A 16,930-nucleotide genomic window follows, 5' to 3' on the forward strand; every position below is an offset into this window, starting at 1 on the left:
AGAGGGATTCCACTGTGCAAGTAGAAGAACTGGAACTCTCCCAGTTTCGCAATATTGATCGATTGGCACTGAATTGCCCAGAGTCACTCCATCTATTTGTAGGACCGAATGCCCAGGGAAAGACCAATATCCTTGAATCGCTTTATGTGTTAGCCCTGGGTAAATCCCACCGGACTCGAAAAGATAAAGAACTGATCCGGTGGGGAGCTGATGCAGCTCAGATTAAAGCGCGTGTGAGTGGCGAGTTTGGGAATCACCGATTGGATATTCGCCTGACTCCTCGCGGGAAAAAAGTTGTGAAAAATGGGCTGGAACAACGTCGACTCTCCTCCTATATTGGTACACTTACGGCAGTTCTGTTCGCACCTGAAGACCTTACAATTGTTAAGGGAAGTCCTCAGGTGCGTCGTCGCTTTATCGATATGGAACTCGGTCAGGTAAGTCCGTCGTATATTCATGACTTAACACGGTACAATCAACTGCTTCTCCAACGAAATCAATTATTAAAAGACATGGGAAATCGACGTGAGCGGATCAATGCATTCCTTGATGTCCTAGACGAACAGATGATCGACTTATCCACAAGCCTGTGGAAAAAACGGGTTACATTTATTAAGCAATTAACTCAGTGGGCGCAAGATATCCACACGTCGATCACACAGGCAAAGGAAACCCTTACGATTGATTACCAATCGGCAGTACCCACACAGGGCGTAACCGATGAAGCAGGCTATCGGATGGCTATTGAAAAAGAACTCCTTCGTTTGCGAGAACAGGAGTTACGACGGGGAACGACCTTAACGGGGCCCCATCGTGACGATCTGCGGTTGTTTGCAAATGATGTGGATATCCACACCTTTGGTTCCCAAGGACAACAACGTACAGCAGCGTTATCGCTTAAGTTAGCGGAGATTGAACTGATCCACCAAGAAACAGGTACTTATCCGATTCTTCTTTTAGACGATGTTCTCTCTGAACTGGATGATTCTCGCAAAACCCACTTGTTAGAGGCGATTCGCGGCAAAGTACAGACCTTTGTCACTGCAACCGGGTTGGAGGGGATCGATCAAGAAACATGTGATCGAGCCCGCATCTATCGCGTTCAGCAAGGAAGTATTACAGAGCAGGGGTGAGACGATGTTTATCCATCTAGGCGGCAACAAGATGATTCGGGTCAGTGAAGTCGTCACCATCTTAGATGCGGGACCCAGACGGTCTCCCTCTACATTAGCTCCTTTTCTTGAGACGGCTCGTAATCTGGGCCGTCTGGAGTGGATTACTACCCAGGAGGAGATCAAATCCTATGTGGTGACCGAGTCAACCATCTATGCATCACCCATTTCATCACTGACACTTCTCAAGCGTGCACAACTTGGAGGGAACCGGGCTTTAGGTATTTCCAGCATAAAGGAAGTCAAAAAGGAACAAGAGTAGGTGACAGGTAGTGTCTAAACAAAACTCCAATTACGATGAGTCACAGATTCAGGTCCTCGAAGGTTTGGAAGCGGTACGTAAACGGCCAGGGATGTATATTGGTTCAACAAGTAGCCGAGGCCTTCATCATTTGGTCTGGGAAGTTGTTGATAACAGTATTGACGAAGCCCTTGCTGGACGATGTGACACCATTCGTGTAACGATTAACCCAGATAACAGCATTACCGTACAAGATAACGGAAGTGGGATTCCGGTCGGAATTCACCCCAAAATGGGCCGTTCTACCTTAGAGGTAGTGATGACGGTTCTTCACGCTGGAGGTAAATTTGACGGGGAAGGTTATAAATTCTCAGGCGGATTGCACGGGGTAGGGGTATCCGTAGTGAATGCTCTTTCCGAATGGATGGACGTACAAGTTTATCGCGATGGGAAAATCCATCAACAACGATATCTTAAAGGTGTCCCTGAAAAGGATCTTGCTGTTGTAGGAAAAACATCCGAGACAGGAACCACGACGACCTTTAAGCCTGATCCTGAGATCTTTACTGAAACCACCGTCTATGATTACGAAATCCTCGCCACACGTTTGCGTGAACTTGCCTTTCTCAATAGTGGTGTACGGATTATTTTGACCGATTCCCGTGGCGATGAAGAGAAAGTGAGTGAATACAAATACGATGGTGGGATCCTCTCCTTCGTGGAGCATCTGAATAAAAACCGTCAGTCCCTTCATGAGCCACCGATCTATCTTGAAGGAGAAAAAGACGATATTATCGTTCAGATTGCCCTTCAATATAATGATAGCTATTCTAGTAATCTCTATTCCTATGCGAATAACATCCATACCCATGAGGGTGGAACCCATGAGTCAGGCTTTAAATCAGCGCTGACCCGGGTTGTGAACGATTATGCTCGTCGTTATAACCTTTTAAAAGAAAACGATAACAACCTCTCCGGGGATGATACCCGGGAAGGTTTGACTGCGATTATCAGCATTAAGATTCCAGATCCACAATTTGAAGGGCAAACAAAAACCAAGTTAGGGAATTCAGAAGCCCGTCAAGCGACGGAATCATTATTTGCTGAACGTTTCCTTACCTTCCTAGAGGAGAATCCGACGGTTTCCAAAAAGGTGATTGGGAAAGCTGTCATGGCTGCACGGGCTCGGGAAGCTGCCCGGAAAGCACGGGAACTCACTCGGCGGAAAAATGCTCTGGAAGTGAGCTCCCTTCCTGGTAAATTAGCGGATTGCACCTCACGAAAAGCAGAAATTAGTGAGCTGTATCTCGTTGAGGGGGACTCTGCTGGTGGAACCGCCAAACAAGGGCGGGATCGGATGTTTCAAGCGATTCTTCCCCTGCGCGGTAAAATTATCAATGTTGAAAAGGCCCGGTTGGATAAGGCTCTCTCGAATGAAGAGGTACGAACCATCATTACGGCGCTTGGAACTGGAATTGGTGATGATTTTCATTTAGAGAAGGCGCGCTACCATAAAATTGTGATCATGACCGATGCGGATGTGGATGGTGCTCATATCCGTACGTTGCTTCTCACATTCTTTTATCGTTATATGCGGTCGCTGATTGAAGAGGGATATGTCTATATTGCCCAGCCACCCCTTTATAAGATTTCACAGGGGAAAACAGAGCTCTATGCCTTTAATGATCGTGAGAAAGAGAAGTTGACAAGTGAACTCACCGGGAAAGGGAAGATCGAGATCCAGCGTTACAAAGGGTTAGGTGAAATGAATGCCACCCAATTGTGGGAAACCACGATGGATCCAGAGAGTCGAACCCTTTTGCAAGTGGCCCTAGAGGATGCAATGGATGCTGACCAAGTATTTGAAACCCTGATGGGTGATAAAGTAGAACCTCGCCGGGACTTTATCCAGGAATATGCCCGTCAGGTGCGCAACTTGGATATCTGATGGAACGTCTGAAAGAGCGGAGTGAAGCGAATGCCTGAAGAAATAAGTAGAGTAAAGGAAATTAATATTAGTCAGGAAATGCGCAACTCGTTCCTAGACTACGCGATGAGTGTCATCGTCAGCCGGGCGCTGCCGGATGTTCGTGACGGCCTAAAGCCGGTGCATCGTCGCATTATTTATACCCTTCATCAGTTAGGCATGACCCCAGATAAAGGGTATCGAAAATCGGCGAACGTGGTTGGGAACGTGCTCGCCTCCTTCCATCCTCACGGGGATGCCTCGGTGTATGACACGATGGTTCGGATGGCTCAAGATTTCTCCTATCGGTATATGTTGGTAGATGGGCATGGGAACTTCGGTTCCGTCGATGGGGATTCTGCTGCCGCGATGCGTTATACGGAAGCAAAAATGGCACCGATTACCCAAGAGTTGCTCCGTGACATCCAAAAGGAAACGGTTGATTTTGGTGAAAACTACGATGGTCGACTGGAAGAACCCCTCGTACTCCCTTCCCGTTTCCCTAATCTTCTCGTCAATGGGGCAGCTGGGATTGCTGTTGGGATGGCGACCAATATCCCTCCCCATAACTTAGGAGAAGTGATTGATGGCATCCTTGCTTTGATTGAGGATCCGGATATTGATGTGGATGGGTTAATGAAGTACATTAAGGGACCCGATTTTCCGACTTCTGGGTTGATTCTTGGCCGAGAAGGTATTAAAAAAGCCTATCATACGGGTCGTGGGAGTGTTCGTCTACAAGCCAAAACCCGTATTGAGGAAGCCAACAATGGCAAGATGCGGATTGTTATCGAAGAGCTCCCTTATCAAGTGAATAAAGCTAAACTAGTAGAAAAAATCGCTGAATTAGTGCGAGATAAAAAAATCGATGGGATTACCGATCTCCGTGATGAATCGGATCGGAATGGGATGCGAGTGGTTATCGAGTTACGCCGGGATGTTAATCCGAAGGTGCTCCTTAACAATTTGTATAAGCACACGTCTCTACAGACAAGCTTTGGGATTAACATGCTTGCCCTAGTCGATGGGAAACCGCTTGTCTTAAACCTAAAGCAAGTGTTATTCCACTACCTTGAACACCAGAAGGTCATTATCCGCCGGCGCACGGAGTTTGATTTACGCAAAGCCGAGGAACGTGCCCATATCCTCGAAGGTTTACGAATCGCGCTTGATCATATCGATGAAGTGATTGAATTGATTCGCGCCTCTAAAACCGCCCAGGATGCTCGTGATGGTCTGATGGATCGATTTGGTCTATCCGAAGAGCAAGCGCAGGCGATCCTCGATATGCGTCTCCAACGCCTTACTGGATTAGAGCGCGAGAAGATTGAGGATGAGTATCAAGGATTGCTTAAAACGATTGCTGAGTTGAAGGCCATCCTTGCCTCAGAGGAGCGGATTTTAGGCGTTATCCAGGAAGAAATGACAGCAATCCGTGACAAATATGCGGATGAGCGGCGTACGCGCATCACCTTTAGTGCGGAAGAGATTGCGGATGAAGACTTGATTCCAGAGGATGAAGTGGCCATTTTGCTTACCCATCGCGGGTATATTAAACGAATGGCTCCCTCGAGTTATCGTGCACAACGCCGGGGAGGACGAGGCGTTTCGGGTATGGGAGTGCGGGATGACGACTTTACCCAGCATCTCTTTGTCACGAGTTCCCACAATCACCTTCTCTTCTTCACCAATAAAGGGAAAGTGTACCGGATGAAGGCCTATGAAGTACCCGAATTAGGACGAGCAGCCCGTGGGACTGCCATTATCAACTTGATCCAAGTGGAACAAGGGGAATACATCGAAGCGATTATCCCTGTGAAAGAATTTACGGCGGATTCCTATCTCTTCTTTGGTACTAAATTTGGGGTAGTAAAGAAAACGGCACTTGAGGATTTCGGAAACATCCGCCGCAATGGTCTCTTTGCTATTAATCTCCGTGAAGGGGATGAGCTGGTCGGTGTCCGCTTAACGGATGGCGAACAAGAAATTATCTTGGGGACAAAAAATGGGATGTCGATTCGATTCCCTGAGCAGGATGTTCGTCAAATGGGCCGTACCGCTACAGGAGTAAAGGGAATTGCTCTAGGTGATGAGGACATCGTCATCGGTATGGAAGTGGTCGTTCCTGGCCGGGATGTGGCGATCGTGACATCCAAAGGGTACGGAAAAAGGACGCCACTTTCCGAATACCGTAGCCAATCCCGCGGTGGTAAAGGGATTAAGACGCAAAATATAACGAAGCGAAAAGGGAAAGTGGTCGGTCTTAAAGTGGTTTCCGAAGAGGAAGACTTGATGATCGTGACCACCTCGGGATTAATCATTCGCATGAACATCTCCGGCATCTCAACGATGAGTCGTTATGCTCAGGGTGTGAGGTTGATGAATCTTAGGGATGAAGAGGAAGTGGCTACCCTGGCTCGTGTGGAACGGGAAGAAGTCCCGGAAGAAGAAGAAAACAGCGACGAAGATTAATCGGATCGCTCCATTGATAAAAGGGTTGACCTCGGTTGTTGCCGATCGGTCAGCCCTTTTTTTACTCGCGTACAAACAGGATTTTTTCTTCGAACAATGTGTTTAAAATCAGATTAGGAAACTTACGGCGTGTCACTTGTAGGAATTCCTCAATTAACACCGCTTCTTTCGCAGCCGTTCCATCCACAATTTCTCCCCATAAGGGAACTTCATAGCGACACAACATACTTAAGGAAAATAAGAGGAGGTAGTGGACAAACATCTCTGGCATTACGCCTAGGGAGTCTCCCCGATTGGGGGGATAGAGGTAATACCCACCGCGTACATCTTCTCTAAACCACGGATGAGCAAATCCTCGATTCCAACAGTCTACATGGGTCGATTCCGAATGTTGCCAATGAAATCGTATCCATCCACGGGGCGTAGGTGACTTATCCACAGTAAATTGTGGACCGGGTTCGACAACCGTACGGGTGAGTCGTTCTGCGAAACCTCTTGGGGTAAGGTGAAGCTGATCCAATACCTTCTCTTCAAGGGTAAAAGACATGGATGGAGCCCCTTCGATGGGATTGGAATCGATGGCGATGGGATACAAGCTGGTTTCACGAAATACTTGGCGGTAACTATCTTGGATATCCGGCAATAGGGAGAAAAGCTGCTTCATGGACCAGGATGTATTACATAAGGCTCCCCATCCTGAGGATCTCATCAATTCGGGAAGAAGTCCCTCGGGTTGGATACGGATGGTATCCTCGGCAAGACGATAATCACTCCGTTTGCGTCGACGTGTGGAAGCCCCATGTCGAAGTACAAAGGTATTGCGGGGATAATCAGGATCAAAGGAAAGCATCCACACTTTCGCCAGGCTCATCGTGCCATAGTAGGTCAGTAATGGACTGACAAAGGGTGAACTTTGTCGTGCAGCCAGATAGAGTTCGCGTGCTTGCCGCACATAAGACATCATGGCATGGGATGCACGAAATGCGGCACGATCCGGGTGATCCAAACCCACCTGTGCATATTTATCCCGCAGGTATCCTTTGGTCATGGCATCATTCTCTAGCAGTAAAAAAAGATTCCACATTTTTCGTTCCGGGAACTCACAGGGAATGCGTCGGATTCCCCCGATCTCCATAGGATCACCTCATCTCTTATGTAGTCTGCTTGAAGAGCGGGTTCCTTATGACAGAAGTTGGGAATCCAATTAATCACACCTGTGGATAACTTGTGGACAACATAGGATAACTTTTTCCCTAGGGAATTTAAGAGGAGCAAATATGGGGATTCCGAAGCATGATGGTTAGAATTTCGTCCAATTCAAGGGAAGTGGACCGTGTGATCGACATACCGGATGCGGCAAGGTATTCCACTGTTTGCATGTGATTGTGGGTAACGAGACGATGCAAAGGCCCCTCTTCCCATTCAACGACACCAGCGATTTCCTGTGGATGAGGGGGTAGCCGGTCTATCCACAGGGTTTTCCACTGATCCAGAAGGTGATCCTTTTCAAATTCTCCAAGGAATCGCCCTTTGTTCAAAAGAAGGATGACATCCGAGATCCGGCGGATATCCTCAACGCGGTGGGTAGCCATCAACACCGAAGTTCCTTCTTGTTGAAGAACGTGATGGATTTGTTCCGTGAAAAATTTTTGTGCAAAGAAGTCAAGTCCATCCATGGGTTCATCGAGAAGGAGAATCTCAGGCCGGGCGGATAAAGCGAGAACAAAGGAAAGTTTCTTCTTCATTCCCTTAGACATGCGATTATAGGATTGATCGGTAGATACTTCACATTGTTCCAGAAGATCGGCACACAATTTTCCATCCCAGCGTGGATAGAGACGGGAGATAAAGTCAATCACCTCGGAAGCACGCACCTGTCCGTGATCTGTAGGGCTTTCGGGTACATAGCCGACTCTCATCTTAATGTCTACATCCGCTAGTTTGGGAGTGAGCCCAGCAATCTGGATGGATCCTGTACTGGGTTGCAGGAGTCCGTTTAAGATACGAAAAAGAGTGCTTTTACCCGAACCATTAGGACCTATCAGAGCATAGGAAAGTCCCTTTTCTAGGGAGATGGAGAGGGGTTCTAACATGAAATCATTATAGGACTTACTGACGCAATCTAGCTGAATAGCAGGAATATTATTCATCTAGAGTTCCTCCTCGTGAAGTCAATTCGGCTTTCACTTTCACTAATAAGTGTGTAAACAACTCGGTCAATTGCGCTTCGGTCACTCCCATACGAAAACCACTCTCGATGGTTTTCCGCAAATCTTTTTCCACTGTGGATAAACGATGGGTATCCTGTTCTTCTTGATCCACCCTGGTAACAAACGTACCTAATCCCTGTCGTGTCTGAATGAGACCTTCGCCCTCAAGATCTTGATATGCACGCCGGGTGGTTATCACACTACATCCCAGATCCTTAGCCAATGTACGGATGGATGGAAGGGAAGTTCCTGTGGGGAGGATTCCGCTAAGGATGAGTTCTTGAAGCTGATCCGTGATTTGGCGATAGATGGGTATAGCTGTATCAGCGGAGAGGTGAATAGGTAATGGCATTGGAATACTCTCCTTTGTTAATCAATTGCTAAATCGCGGGTATGGATTTGTTTTTTGATAACGAAGAACCAACCAATGATGAGGCATGCGGCACTCATCCAGGCAATGAGTACAGAGAGAATGGGGTGAGTGATGGAGAGATGAATTGTCCATTGGACAACATTAACTCGAAAGACGTTTAACCAAAAAATAATGGGACAGACGATAACTGTCATGACGATGATCGGTCCCCAAAAAATCCATATCCCACGTTTGCACCATTCCAAATAGGTATAAGCACTGCCTACGCTAAAGGCATATGCCGTCCACATCAGGGCAAAGGAGAGATAGTGACCGGCGTCCATCGAATGAATTGGTTTAGAGAATGGGTAGATGGAGAGGAAAAAACTAGTGGACATGACTAAAACCAATACAAGGCTGAGTACCATACGGGACATTGTGAAACCATGGAGTGAGATGGGGAGTGTCCGATACCAAGCTAATTGTTGGGTAAAGGGATCTTGTTTTAATTTGCTGATCGACCAGTATTCCTTCGCTCCATATAGGGTGCAAAAATACGGGAGTACGGTAATAAAGATAAAATCTAGTGAAAACCCGCTGTTGATATTAGAATTAAATAAAATAATGGTTGCTATTCCAAAGATGGATGTGAAAAGGAAAGTGCCAATTAAAGCTGGCCAGGAGCGTTTTAACTCATAACGGATCAAATAAAGGATTTCTTGCCGGATGCTCATTCATATTTCCTCCTCTAGTGTAGCGGCTGTTGCTTACCGCATTGTTTATACTGTGTATAATGATATTAACAGTGTGGACATTACCAATCAACCCCATTTTTTGAAAAAGGGGCTTTTCTCTGAATAAATTAAGGGCTTCACGCCTGTAGTGTAGCAACTTGACAGGGTTATTCGCGTTTGATAGACTTTCCAAAAACCTCAGCGGGGTGCTAGAAAAAACCTGCGGATAAAGGAGATTGGCGCGTTTATGTGGGAAGATAAATTTGCCAAGGAAGGCTTAACCTTTGATGATGTACTGCTCGTTCCGGCGAAATCGGAGATCCTCCCCCGGGATACGGATCTTTCCACCCGCCTTTCGGATCGTGTACACCTGAACACCCCTTTGATTAGTGCTGGAATGGATACAGTGACAGAGGCACCGATGGCGATTGCGATGGCTCGCCAAGGTGGGTTAGGTATCATCCATAAGAATATGAGCATACATGAGCAAGCCGAAGAAGTGGATCGAGTGAAACGCTCAGAGAGCGGAGTCATTACCAATCCCTTTTATCTTCATCCAAATCATCAGGTCTATGACGCCGAGTCTTTGATGGCGAAATATCGGATTTCGGGTGTTCCCATTGTAAATGAGCAAGAGAAATTAGTCGGGATCTTGACCAACCGGGATCTTCGCTTTATCCATGATTACTCCATTCCGATTGAACAAGTGATGACCAAGGACAATCTTGTTACCGCTCCGGTGGGTACAACAATGAAGGATGCTGAGGAGATCTTACAACGTCATAAGATTGAAAAGCTTCCCCTTGTAGATGGTGAAGGTCATCTGAAGGGGCTTATTACGATTAAAGATATCGAGAAGGCGACGCTCTTTCCCCATTCAGCAAAGGATGGTCAAGGACGTCTTCTTGTAGGAGCTGCTGTGGGGGTTACCGCGGATACGATGGAACGAGCGGAAGCATTGGTCGAGGCAGAAGTGGATGCGATCACTGTGGATACCGCGCATGGTCATTCCCAAGGTGTTCTCAATACTATCTCCGCACTCCGAGAAAAGTACCCAGACCTATTGATTATCGCTGGAAATGTGGCGACAGGCGATGGTACCCGCGCACTGATTGAGGCAGGGGCGAGTGTTGTAAAAGTAGGAATTGGTCCCGGGTCCATCTGTACAACCCGTGTCGTAGCCGGTATCGGGGTTCCCCAGATAACCGCTGTCTATGATTGTGCCTCGGTTGCGCGTCAGTATGGCGTGCCGATCATTGCAGATGGAGGCATTCGCTTCTCTGGAGATATTGTCAAAGCACTTGCTGCAGGAGCCGATGTGGTGATGATGGGGAGCATGTTTGCTGGTACAAAGGAATCTCCAGGTGAAACGGAAATTTACCAAGGGCGACAGTTTAAAGTGTACCGTGGGATGGGTTCCATCGGCGCAATGAAGGCGGGGAGCAAGGATCGTTATTTCCAAGAGAACGAACAAAAGCTCGTTCCAGAAGGAATCGAAGGCCGAGTCCCCTACAAAGGCCCCTTGGCAGATACGGTGTATCAGTTAATGGGTGGGGTACGAGCCGGTATGGGGTATTGTGGCACACGTAATTTACAAGAATTAAAAAACAATACCCGTTTTATTCGGATTACAAATGCCTCGTTAAAAGAAAGTCATCCTCACGATGTACAAATCACCAAAGAAGCGCCTAACTATAACATATAATGACACGGCGACACCGGAGTCGGATCCGGTGTTTTTTTATGGGGCGTTTACTTCAAAACCCCATTCTAGTAGACTGATAAGGCGATAACTTCAGGAATATTTTTCTAATGATTGAATGAACGGAGCGATGCACTTGTGATCCGACGTAACAACAAAGTGATGCTTCTATTACTGAGTTTGCTGATAGGTGGTATCGGATGGATTGCGCAGGTGGAAACTGCACAGGCAGCTTCATCAGCGATTCCCATCGATGTCAAGGCGCGCTCTTATATTTTGCTCGATAAAAATTCCGGTCGTGTACTGGTTGAAAAGGGAGCATCAAAACGGTATGCACCCGCCAGTTTGACGAAGATTATGACGGAATACATCGTGTTGGACAGGATTAAACAAGGAAAGTTATCCTGGGACGATATAGTGCGGGTTTCAAAGAATGCGGAGCGGATCGATGAGGCGCAGGTGTATTTGAAAGCAGGTGAAAAGCGGAGTATCCGTGAGTTGTTTACAGCAATGGCCGTATACTCTGCTAATGATGCTGCGGTTGCTTTAGCTGAACATGTTGCCGGCAGCGAAACGAAGTTTGTTGCCTTGATGAATCAACAAGCAAAGAAACTTGGATTAACCTCCTCTCACTTTACGAACTGTACGGGTCTACCCAAGCGAAGTTATCCCGACTACCCAGATGTTCAAGGCAAACATGTGATGTCGGCAGGAGATGTAGCACGATTAACACGACAAATTCTTCTGGATCATGAGGAGGTATTACCCATCGTCTCCCATTCCCGTTATGTATTTCGTCAAGGGGAAACGGGCGAGCGTATGTTGCTAAATTGGAACCGAATGCTCCCTGGATTTGCTTATGCTTATAAGGGGCTGGATGGTTTTAAAACCGGTTATACCCGGGAGGCGGGATATAATTTTGCAGGAAGTGCAAAGCAAAAGGGATTCCGTTTGGTATCTGTGGTGATGGGAACCCGTTCAAAGTCTGCTCGTTTTGTGGAGACAAAAAAATTACTGGACTATGGATTTTCCCGTTATCAGCAGGTGGAAATGATCCATCGACATCAGGTTGTGACAAATCATCCCAATGCCCCGATCAAAGACGGGGAAAGTTTGTCAGTTCCTGCAATTAGCAAAGAAAAGTTAACCTTACCAATCATCCCTGAAGAGAAAAGGAAGTATCGGATACAGGTTACCTTTCGTGAAAAATTACAAGCTCCCATTAACAAGGGAACAGTGGTCGGAAAGGCAAAGATTTTGTATGATGGAAAAGGAATCCCCGCGGTGAAATCCATCGATTTGATCGCAGGGAAATCTGTCGAAAAAGCAAGTTGGTGGAGACTGTTGTTTCGATCCCTTTTCGGGGAAGACTGACGGAAGAGGGACTGAGTTGTCAGGTATTCACCATTTCGATACAATGAAAATAAACCTTTTAGTACGGATATAAGGGAATGGGAGAGGATGAAAGATATGAGCCAAGTTAATGGAATCGCTACAGGAACGAATCGCGTGAAACGTGGGATGGCGGAAATGCAAAAGGGTGGCGTCATCATGGACGTTGTCAACGCGGAACAAGCTAAAATCGCGGAAGAAGCCGGTGCTGTAGCCGTTATGGCACTGGAGCGGGTTCCATCCGATATTCGCGCGGCAGGTGGGGTTGCGCGTATGGCAGATCCGACAATTGTCGAAGAAGTCATGAAGGCGGTCAGTATTCCGGTTATGGCAAAAGCGCGGATTGGACATTATGTAGAGGCACGTATCCTCGAAGCGATGGGTGTGGACTACATTGATGAATCCGAAGTGTTGACCCCTGCTGATGATTTCTATCATATCGACAAAAATGCTTTTACCGTTCCCTTTGTGTGTGGAGCTCGGGATCTTGGGGAAGCATTGCGTCGGATTGGTGAAGGGGCTTCGATGATTCGTACCAAGGGTGAACCCGGTACAGGAAACATCGTTGAGGCTGTGAAACATATGCGTATGATGATGAGCCAAATTCGCCAAGTTCAAGGAATGTCACGGGACGAATTGATGGCAGAAGCGAAAAAAATCGGTGCTCCCTATGAGTTGTTATTGCAAATTCATGAAACAGGGAAATTACCTGTTGTAAACTTTGCGGCGGGTGGGGTCGCGACTCCAGCGGATGCCGCTCTCATGATGCAACTTGGATCCGATGGCGTTTTTGTTGGCTCGGGTATCTTTAAATCGGATCATCCTGAGAAGTTTGCACGTGCGATTGTACAAGCGACTACCCACTACGAAGATTATACCCTGATCGCTGAACTATCAAAGGGATTGGGAGCTCCCATGAAAGGGATTGAGATTTCTTCCCTAGAACCTTCCGCACGCATGCAAGAGCGGGGCTGGTAAGCGAAGGAGGCCGTATCGTATGAAGATTGGAGTACTCGCTCTTCAAGGAGCAGTACAAGAACATGTACGAATGTTAGAAAAGGCAGGAGCGGAGGTCTTTCTCGTCAAACGGAAAGAACAGCTCGAGGGGCTTGATGGCTTGGTCATTCCCGGTGGGGAATCGACAACCATTGCAAAACTGATGCATTTGTATGATTTAATGGAACCGATTCAAGAGATGGGGCGTCGGGGTGTACCGCTCTTTGGCACATGTGCGGGCTTGATCGTACTGGCTGCCCGCATCGAAGGGACGGATACCCCTCACCTTGGCCTATTGGACATTACGGTTCAGCGTAATGCCTTTGGTCGTCAACGGGAAAGCTTTGAAGCGAAGCTCGCAATTAAAGGGGTCGCTGAAGACTTTGAAGCCGTATTTATTCGAGCCCCATTGATTACCGAAGTAGGGAATGCGAGTGACGTTCTTTGTGAAATTGATGGACGCATCGTCGTTGTAAAGCAAGGTCATCTCCTCGGGGCATCTTTTCACCCTGAGTTGACCGAAGATGCACGGTTGCACTCATACTTTGTCGAAATGGTAAAGGCGGCACAACGGAAGCGCAGTGCTTAATGAATATACAATGAATAGCATCGATGAGAATTAGTACCCAGTGAGGGTGGTGCAGAGAGACGGTGGTTGGTGTGAACCGTTCTACTCTACTGGGGAATCCCTCTCGGAGCTGGGCGTGAAAGGGCTCGATCCCTAAAGCGTCTCCGGTTAGCGACCGTGATCCCGCACAGAAGAGGATCGAGGGCAGTTTCCTCGATTAAATTAGGGTGGCAACGCGGAACCTTCCGTCCCTTGGGATGGGGGGTTTTTGTGTTGTTAGATCAAAGGAGAGATGAATCCATGTTGGATATCAAAGTATTGCGAAGTGATATGGAAACAGTCAGAGCAAGATTAGCCCATCGGGGTGAAGATATTAGCGGACTGGACTCGATCATGCAATTGGATAAGGATCGCCGTCGTTATTTACAAGAAACAGAGGAATTAAAAAGTCGGCGAAATACCGTTTCGAAGGAGATTGCTCAAAAGAAAAAAGCCGGTGAAGATGCATCAGAGAGCATCTTAGAAATGCGGACGGTTGGGGATCGCATTAAAGAATTGGATGGTCATTTGCGACAGGTAGAAGAGTCGCTACATAAAACCTTGCTTACGCTCCCAAATATCCCCCATGAAAGTGTACCGGTGGGTGCAAGTGAAGAGGAGAATGTTCCTGTTCGGCATTGGGGTAAACCCCGCTCTTTTACCTTTGAGGCAAAGCCCCATTGGGATTTGGCCAAGGAGCTAGACCTTCTTGATTTTGAACGAGCAGCGAAGGTGACAGGTTCGCGATTTGTGTTTTACAAAGGATTAGGAGCTCGGCTAGAACGTGCATTGATGAACTTTATGCTGGATCTTCATACGGGAGAGCACGGATATACTGAAATGATTCCTCCCTATATGGTGAACCGAACAAGTATGACCGGCACGGGTCAGCTTCCTAAATTTGCGGAGGATGCCTTTGCAGTTGAGGGAACCGAATACTTTTTGATTCCTACTTCTGAAGTGCCAGTGACGAACTTTCATGGAGATGAGATTCTCAACGCCAAGGATCTTCCGAAAAAATTTGCCGCGTACAGTGCCAACTTTCGTTCGGAAGCCGGATCTGCTGGACGTGATACCAGAGGGTTGATTCGTACGCACCAATTTAACAAGATTGAATTAGTTAAAATGGTTCGCCCAGAGGATTCCTATAATGAGTTAGATAGCCTTGTAGAGAATGCAGAGAAAGTACTGCAACTTTTGGGACTCCCTTATCAAGTGTTGATGATGTGCACAGCAGATCTTGGATTTACAGCAGCTAAGAAATATGATCTGGAAGTTTGGCTACCGAGCTCTGACACTTATCGTGAGATCTCTTCTTGCAGTAATTTTGAAGATTTTCAAGCACGTCGTGCCAATATCCGTTTCCGTAGGGAAGTGGGGAGTAAGCCGGAGTTTATTCACACCTTAAATGGCTCTGGATTGGCTATTGGTCGGACCGTTGCCGCATTAATTGAAAATTATCAGCAGGAAGACGGCAGTATCCTCATACCCGAAGTATTACGCCCGTATCTGGGAGGACTTGAAAAAATAACAAAGGATTAAATCCATTTAAGTAAAAGAAGCTATAGGAAACGGGATAGCTTCTTTTACTTAATAAGTAAAATGGGCATTCGTACGATCATCGTCTCTTAAATATTAGAAAGTAATCATGCTACTTGACGAATAAAAGCATCCCCCGTATAATCAATAAAGAGATCGCAAAAAGTAGTAACATAAGGATTGGATCATCGTGGAGAGGTGGTCGAGTGGTTGAAGGCAACGGTCTTGAAAACCGTCGAGGGTTCACGCCCTCCGTGGGTTCGAATCCCACCCTCTCTGCCAACGTATAAAAAAGAGCTTCCGAGTTAATAGGAAGCTCTTTTTTTGTGTTAATTAGTTAATTATTTCAAAATCATAACTATACAAAGTGGCATTACGATAGAAATTAATTATTTTGGTTGAAAAAATCTTATCCATCCCTTTGATTTCTTGGTGGTTTACCAACTGACCCGTCTGAAGTTGATACTGGTTAATGCTATGTTTACGAGTCTTTTCATCTTGACTATAAAGGTAGAGATAGTCCCCATGAAAGGTGGTCAGTTCACCGGATTGGGAATCTTTAAGTAAAATTTTATCTTCCATTTTCTCTGTCTTTGTATTGAACGTGTACATATAACCTAAATCGTCCACATAAACTAATTTATTATTCCTTAAGTAGGCTGCTTTTCTATCGTAAGCCATTGTGATGTTATAGATATCCGAGACATCCTTGTAGCTGGCCAGCGTGAATTGATCGTGCTGATGCGTTTTTTTATTGATCCGAATTAATGAAACCTTACCGTTACGCTCGTCATGATCAACACACATTAACACATAGAGATATTGGTGATCGGCTTGTATCGTGATGGGGGAGGGTTCATTCTTGATCCGTAAGGTGGTGATCGCCTTGACCTTCATCCCGTGTTGATCGAGGTGTATTTCTTTTATCCCATAGTGATCATTTTTATCATCATCGGGATTTTCCGTGACAATATAGATAGCATCATCCGAGGACCCGGAAGCTGAAACGAAATAGGGAATAGTTTTGGTGTGAAAGCCCTTTTCGTTTCCATATCGTATTTGGGTGTTGTTGTTATCTGGATACAGACTAAAGAACATTTTCTTCTTTGTTAAATAACCGGCTCCGCCACCCATTCCCTGTCCGTTAACAGGGAATTCCTTATACCGATCCCCGATGATTCGTACTTTGTCGCTTTCATCAACATATAGACGATGTGCCCCTGTCACAACGGTACCCGTATCCATGGCGTTAATCCGCAATCCTTTGGCCTCGCCTTGTTTGTCAACAAACACCGCATAGCGATAACCCGTTTGAAAAATATCGGCATAATCAGGGGGAGAGAAGTAAAGTACCGCCCGTTGGTTTTTTAAGAAATTAGGCTTCTTGACCGCATCTTCATCGATGATCCAAGCGTCATCTGCATGGACTACATACCAGGACAAACCAAGAACCAGAGAAATGAAGATGGTTATCGAAGCGATTATTATGGTAATCTTTTTATTCATAAAATTCGTCCTCTCCATGGGAGTGAATGAGATTGCGTGCA

Annotated in this window: 14 protein-coding genes, 1 tRNA gene and 1 other annotated feature; of the genes, 10 read left to right on the forward strand and 5 right to left on the reverse strand. The window is 46.5% G+C overall.

What is annotated here, in order from left to right; all coding sequences use genetic code 11:
* Window positions 1–14: 14 nt before the first annotated feature.
* Genes recF through gyrA form a run of 4 tightly spaced genes read left to right on the forward strand, consistent with a single transcriptional unit; the run spans window position 15 to window position 5,851 of the window.
* Entirely contained in the window at window positions 15–1,133 is a 1,119-nt protein-coding gene (recF, locus tag CHX35_RS02405; protein ID WP_091833268.1) for a DNA replication/repair protein RecF, read from the forward strand.
* 4 nt (window positions 1,134–1,137) lie between these two features.
* Entirely contained in the window at window positions 1,138–1,434 is a 297-nt protein-coding gene (remB, locus tag CHX35_RS02410) for an extracellular matrix regulator RemB (RefSeq protein ID WP_091833271.1), read from the forward strand.
* 10 nt (window positions 1,435–1,444) lie between these two features.
* Window positions 1,445–3,361, forward strand: coding sequence for a DNA topoisomerase (ATP-hydrolyzing) subunit B (gene gyrB / locus CHX35_RS02415; protein ID WP_091833274.1), 1,917 nt, complete (start codon window positions 1,445–1,447; stop codon window positions 3,359–3,361).
* Between the two features lie 30 nt (window positions 3,362–3,391).
* The gene (gene gyrA / locus CHX35_RS02420) at window positions 3,392–5,851 is read left to right on the forward strand and encodes a DNA gyrase subunit A (protein ID WP_091833277.1); all 2,460 of its coding nucleotides are present in this window, start codon (window positions 3,392–3,394) and stop codon (window positions 5,849–5,851) included.
* A gap of 61 nt (window positions 5,852–5,912) precedes the next feature.
* Here gyrA and CHX35_RS02425 read toward each other — a convergent pair whose 3' ends face one another.
* The 4 genes from CHX35_RS02425 to CHX35_RS02440 all read right to left on the reverse strand — a co-directional run bounded on the left by CHX35_RS02425 (window position 5,913) and on the right by CHX35_RS02440 (window position 9,147).
* Window positions 5,913–6,986, reverse strand: coding sequence for a YaaC family protein (locus tag CHX35_RS02425; RefSeq protein WP_091833280.1), 1,074 nt, complete (start codon window positions 6,984–6,986; stop codon window positions 5,913–5,915).
* A gap of 127 nt (window positions 6,987–7,113) precedes the next feature.
* Window positions 7,114–8,001: an ABC transporter ATP-binding protein gene (locus tag CHX35_RS02430; RefSeq protein WP_091833283.1), complete on the reverse strand. Its 888-nt coding sequence runs from the start codon at window positions 7,999–8,001 to the stop codon at window positions 7,114–7,116.
* Window positions 7,994–8,413 carry a GntR family transcriptional regulator gene (locus tag CHX35_RS02435; RefSeq protein WP_091833286.1) on the reverse strand — a complete coding sequence of 140 codons (420 nt, stop codon included), beginning with the start codon at window positions 8,411–8,413 and terminating at the stop codon, window positions 7,994–7,996. Before CHX35_RS02435 ends, CHX35_RS02430 begins: the two co-directional genes overlap by 8 nt.
* A 17-nt stretch (window positions 8,414–8,430) precedes the next feature.
* Entirely contained in the window at window positions 8,431–9,147 is a 717-nt protein-coding gene (locus CHX35_RS02440) for a hypothetical protein (RefSeq protein ID WP_091833289.1), read from the reverse strand.
* 247 nt (window positions 9,148–9,394) lie between these two features.
* Between CHX35_RS02440 and guaB the strand changes: the two genes are divergently transcribed.
* The 6 genes from guaB to CHX35_RS02470 all read left to right on the forward strand — a co-directional run bounded on the left by guaB (window position 9,395) and on the right by CHX35_RS02470 (window position 15,665).
* Window positions 9,395–10,852, forward strand: coding sequence for an IMP dehydrogenase (gene guaB / locus CHX35_RS02445; RefSeq protein ID WP_091833291.1), 1,458 nt, complete (start codon window positions 9,395–9,397; stop codon window positions 10,850–10,852).
* 135 nt (window positions 10,853–10,987) lie between these two features.
* Complete coding sequence (locus CHX35_RS02450) at window positions 10,988–12,223, forward strand: D-alanyl-D-alanine carboxypeptidase family protein (RefSeq protein ID WP_140413523.1); 1,236 nt, start codon at window positions 10,988–10,990, stop codon at window positions 12,221–12,223.
* 96 nt (window positions 12,224–12,319) lie between these two features.
* On the forward strand, window positions 12,320–13,219 hold the full coding sequence (pdxS, locus tag CHX35_RS02455) for a pyridoxal 5'-phosphate synthase lyase subunit PdxS (protein ID WP_091833297.1): 900 nt from the start codon (window positions 12,320–12,322) through the stop codon (window positions 13,217–13,219).
* Window positions 13,220–13,238: 19 nt separating this feature from the next.
* A complete protein-coding gene (gene pdxT / locus CHX35_RS02460; protein ID WP_091833300.1) occupies window positions 13,239–13,826 on the forward strand; it encodes a pyridoxal 5'-phosphate synthase glutaminase subunit PdxT in 588 nt (195 codons plus the stop codon).
* 11 nt (window positions 13,827–13,837) lie between these two features.
* Window positions 13,838–14,061, forward strand: a binding site (T-box leader).
* A 44-nt stretch (window positions 14,062–14,105) separates the two neighbouring features.
* Window positions 14,106–15,386 carry a serine--tRNA ligase gene (gene serS, locus CHX35_RS02465; RefSeq protein WP_091833304.1) on the forward strand — a complete coding sequence of 427 codons (1,281 nt, stop codon included), beginning with the start codon at window positions 14,106–14,108 and terminating at the stop codon, window positions 15,384–15,386.
* A 189-nt stretch (window positions 15,387–15,575) separates the two neighbouring features.
* Window positions 15,576–15,665 (forward strand) — tRNA-Ser (locus CHX35_RS02470).
* Between the two features lie 51 nt (window positions 15,666–15,716).
* On the opposite strand, the gene CHX35_RS02475 is transcribed toward CHX35_RS02470, so the two are convergent.
* Window positions 15,717–16,889, reverse strand: a complete 1,173-nt coding sequence (locus CHX35_RS02475) for a hypothetical protein (protein WP_091833307.1) — start codon at window positions 16,887–16,889, stop codon at window positions 15,717–15,719.
* Window positions 16,890–16,930: the final 41 nt, after the last annotated feature.

The organism is Marininema halotolerans, assembly GCF_900116235.1.
Taxonomy (GTDB): domain Bacteria; phylum Bacillota; class Bacilli; order Thermoactinomycetales; family DSM-45169; genus Marininema; species Marininema halotolerans.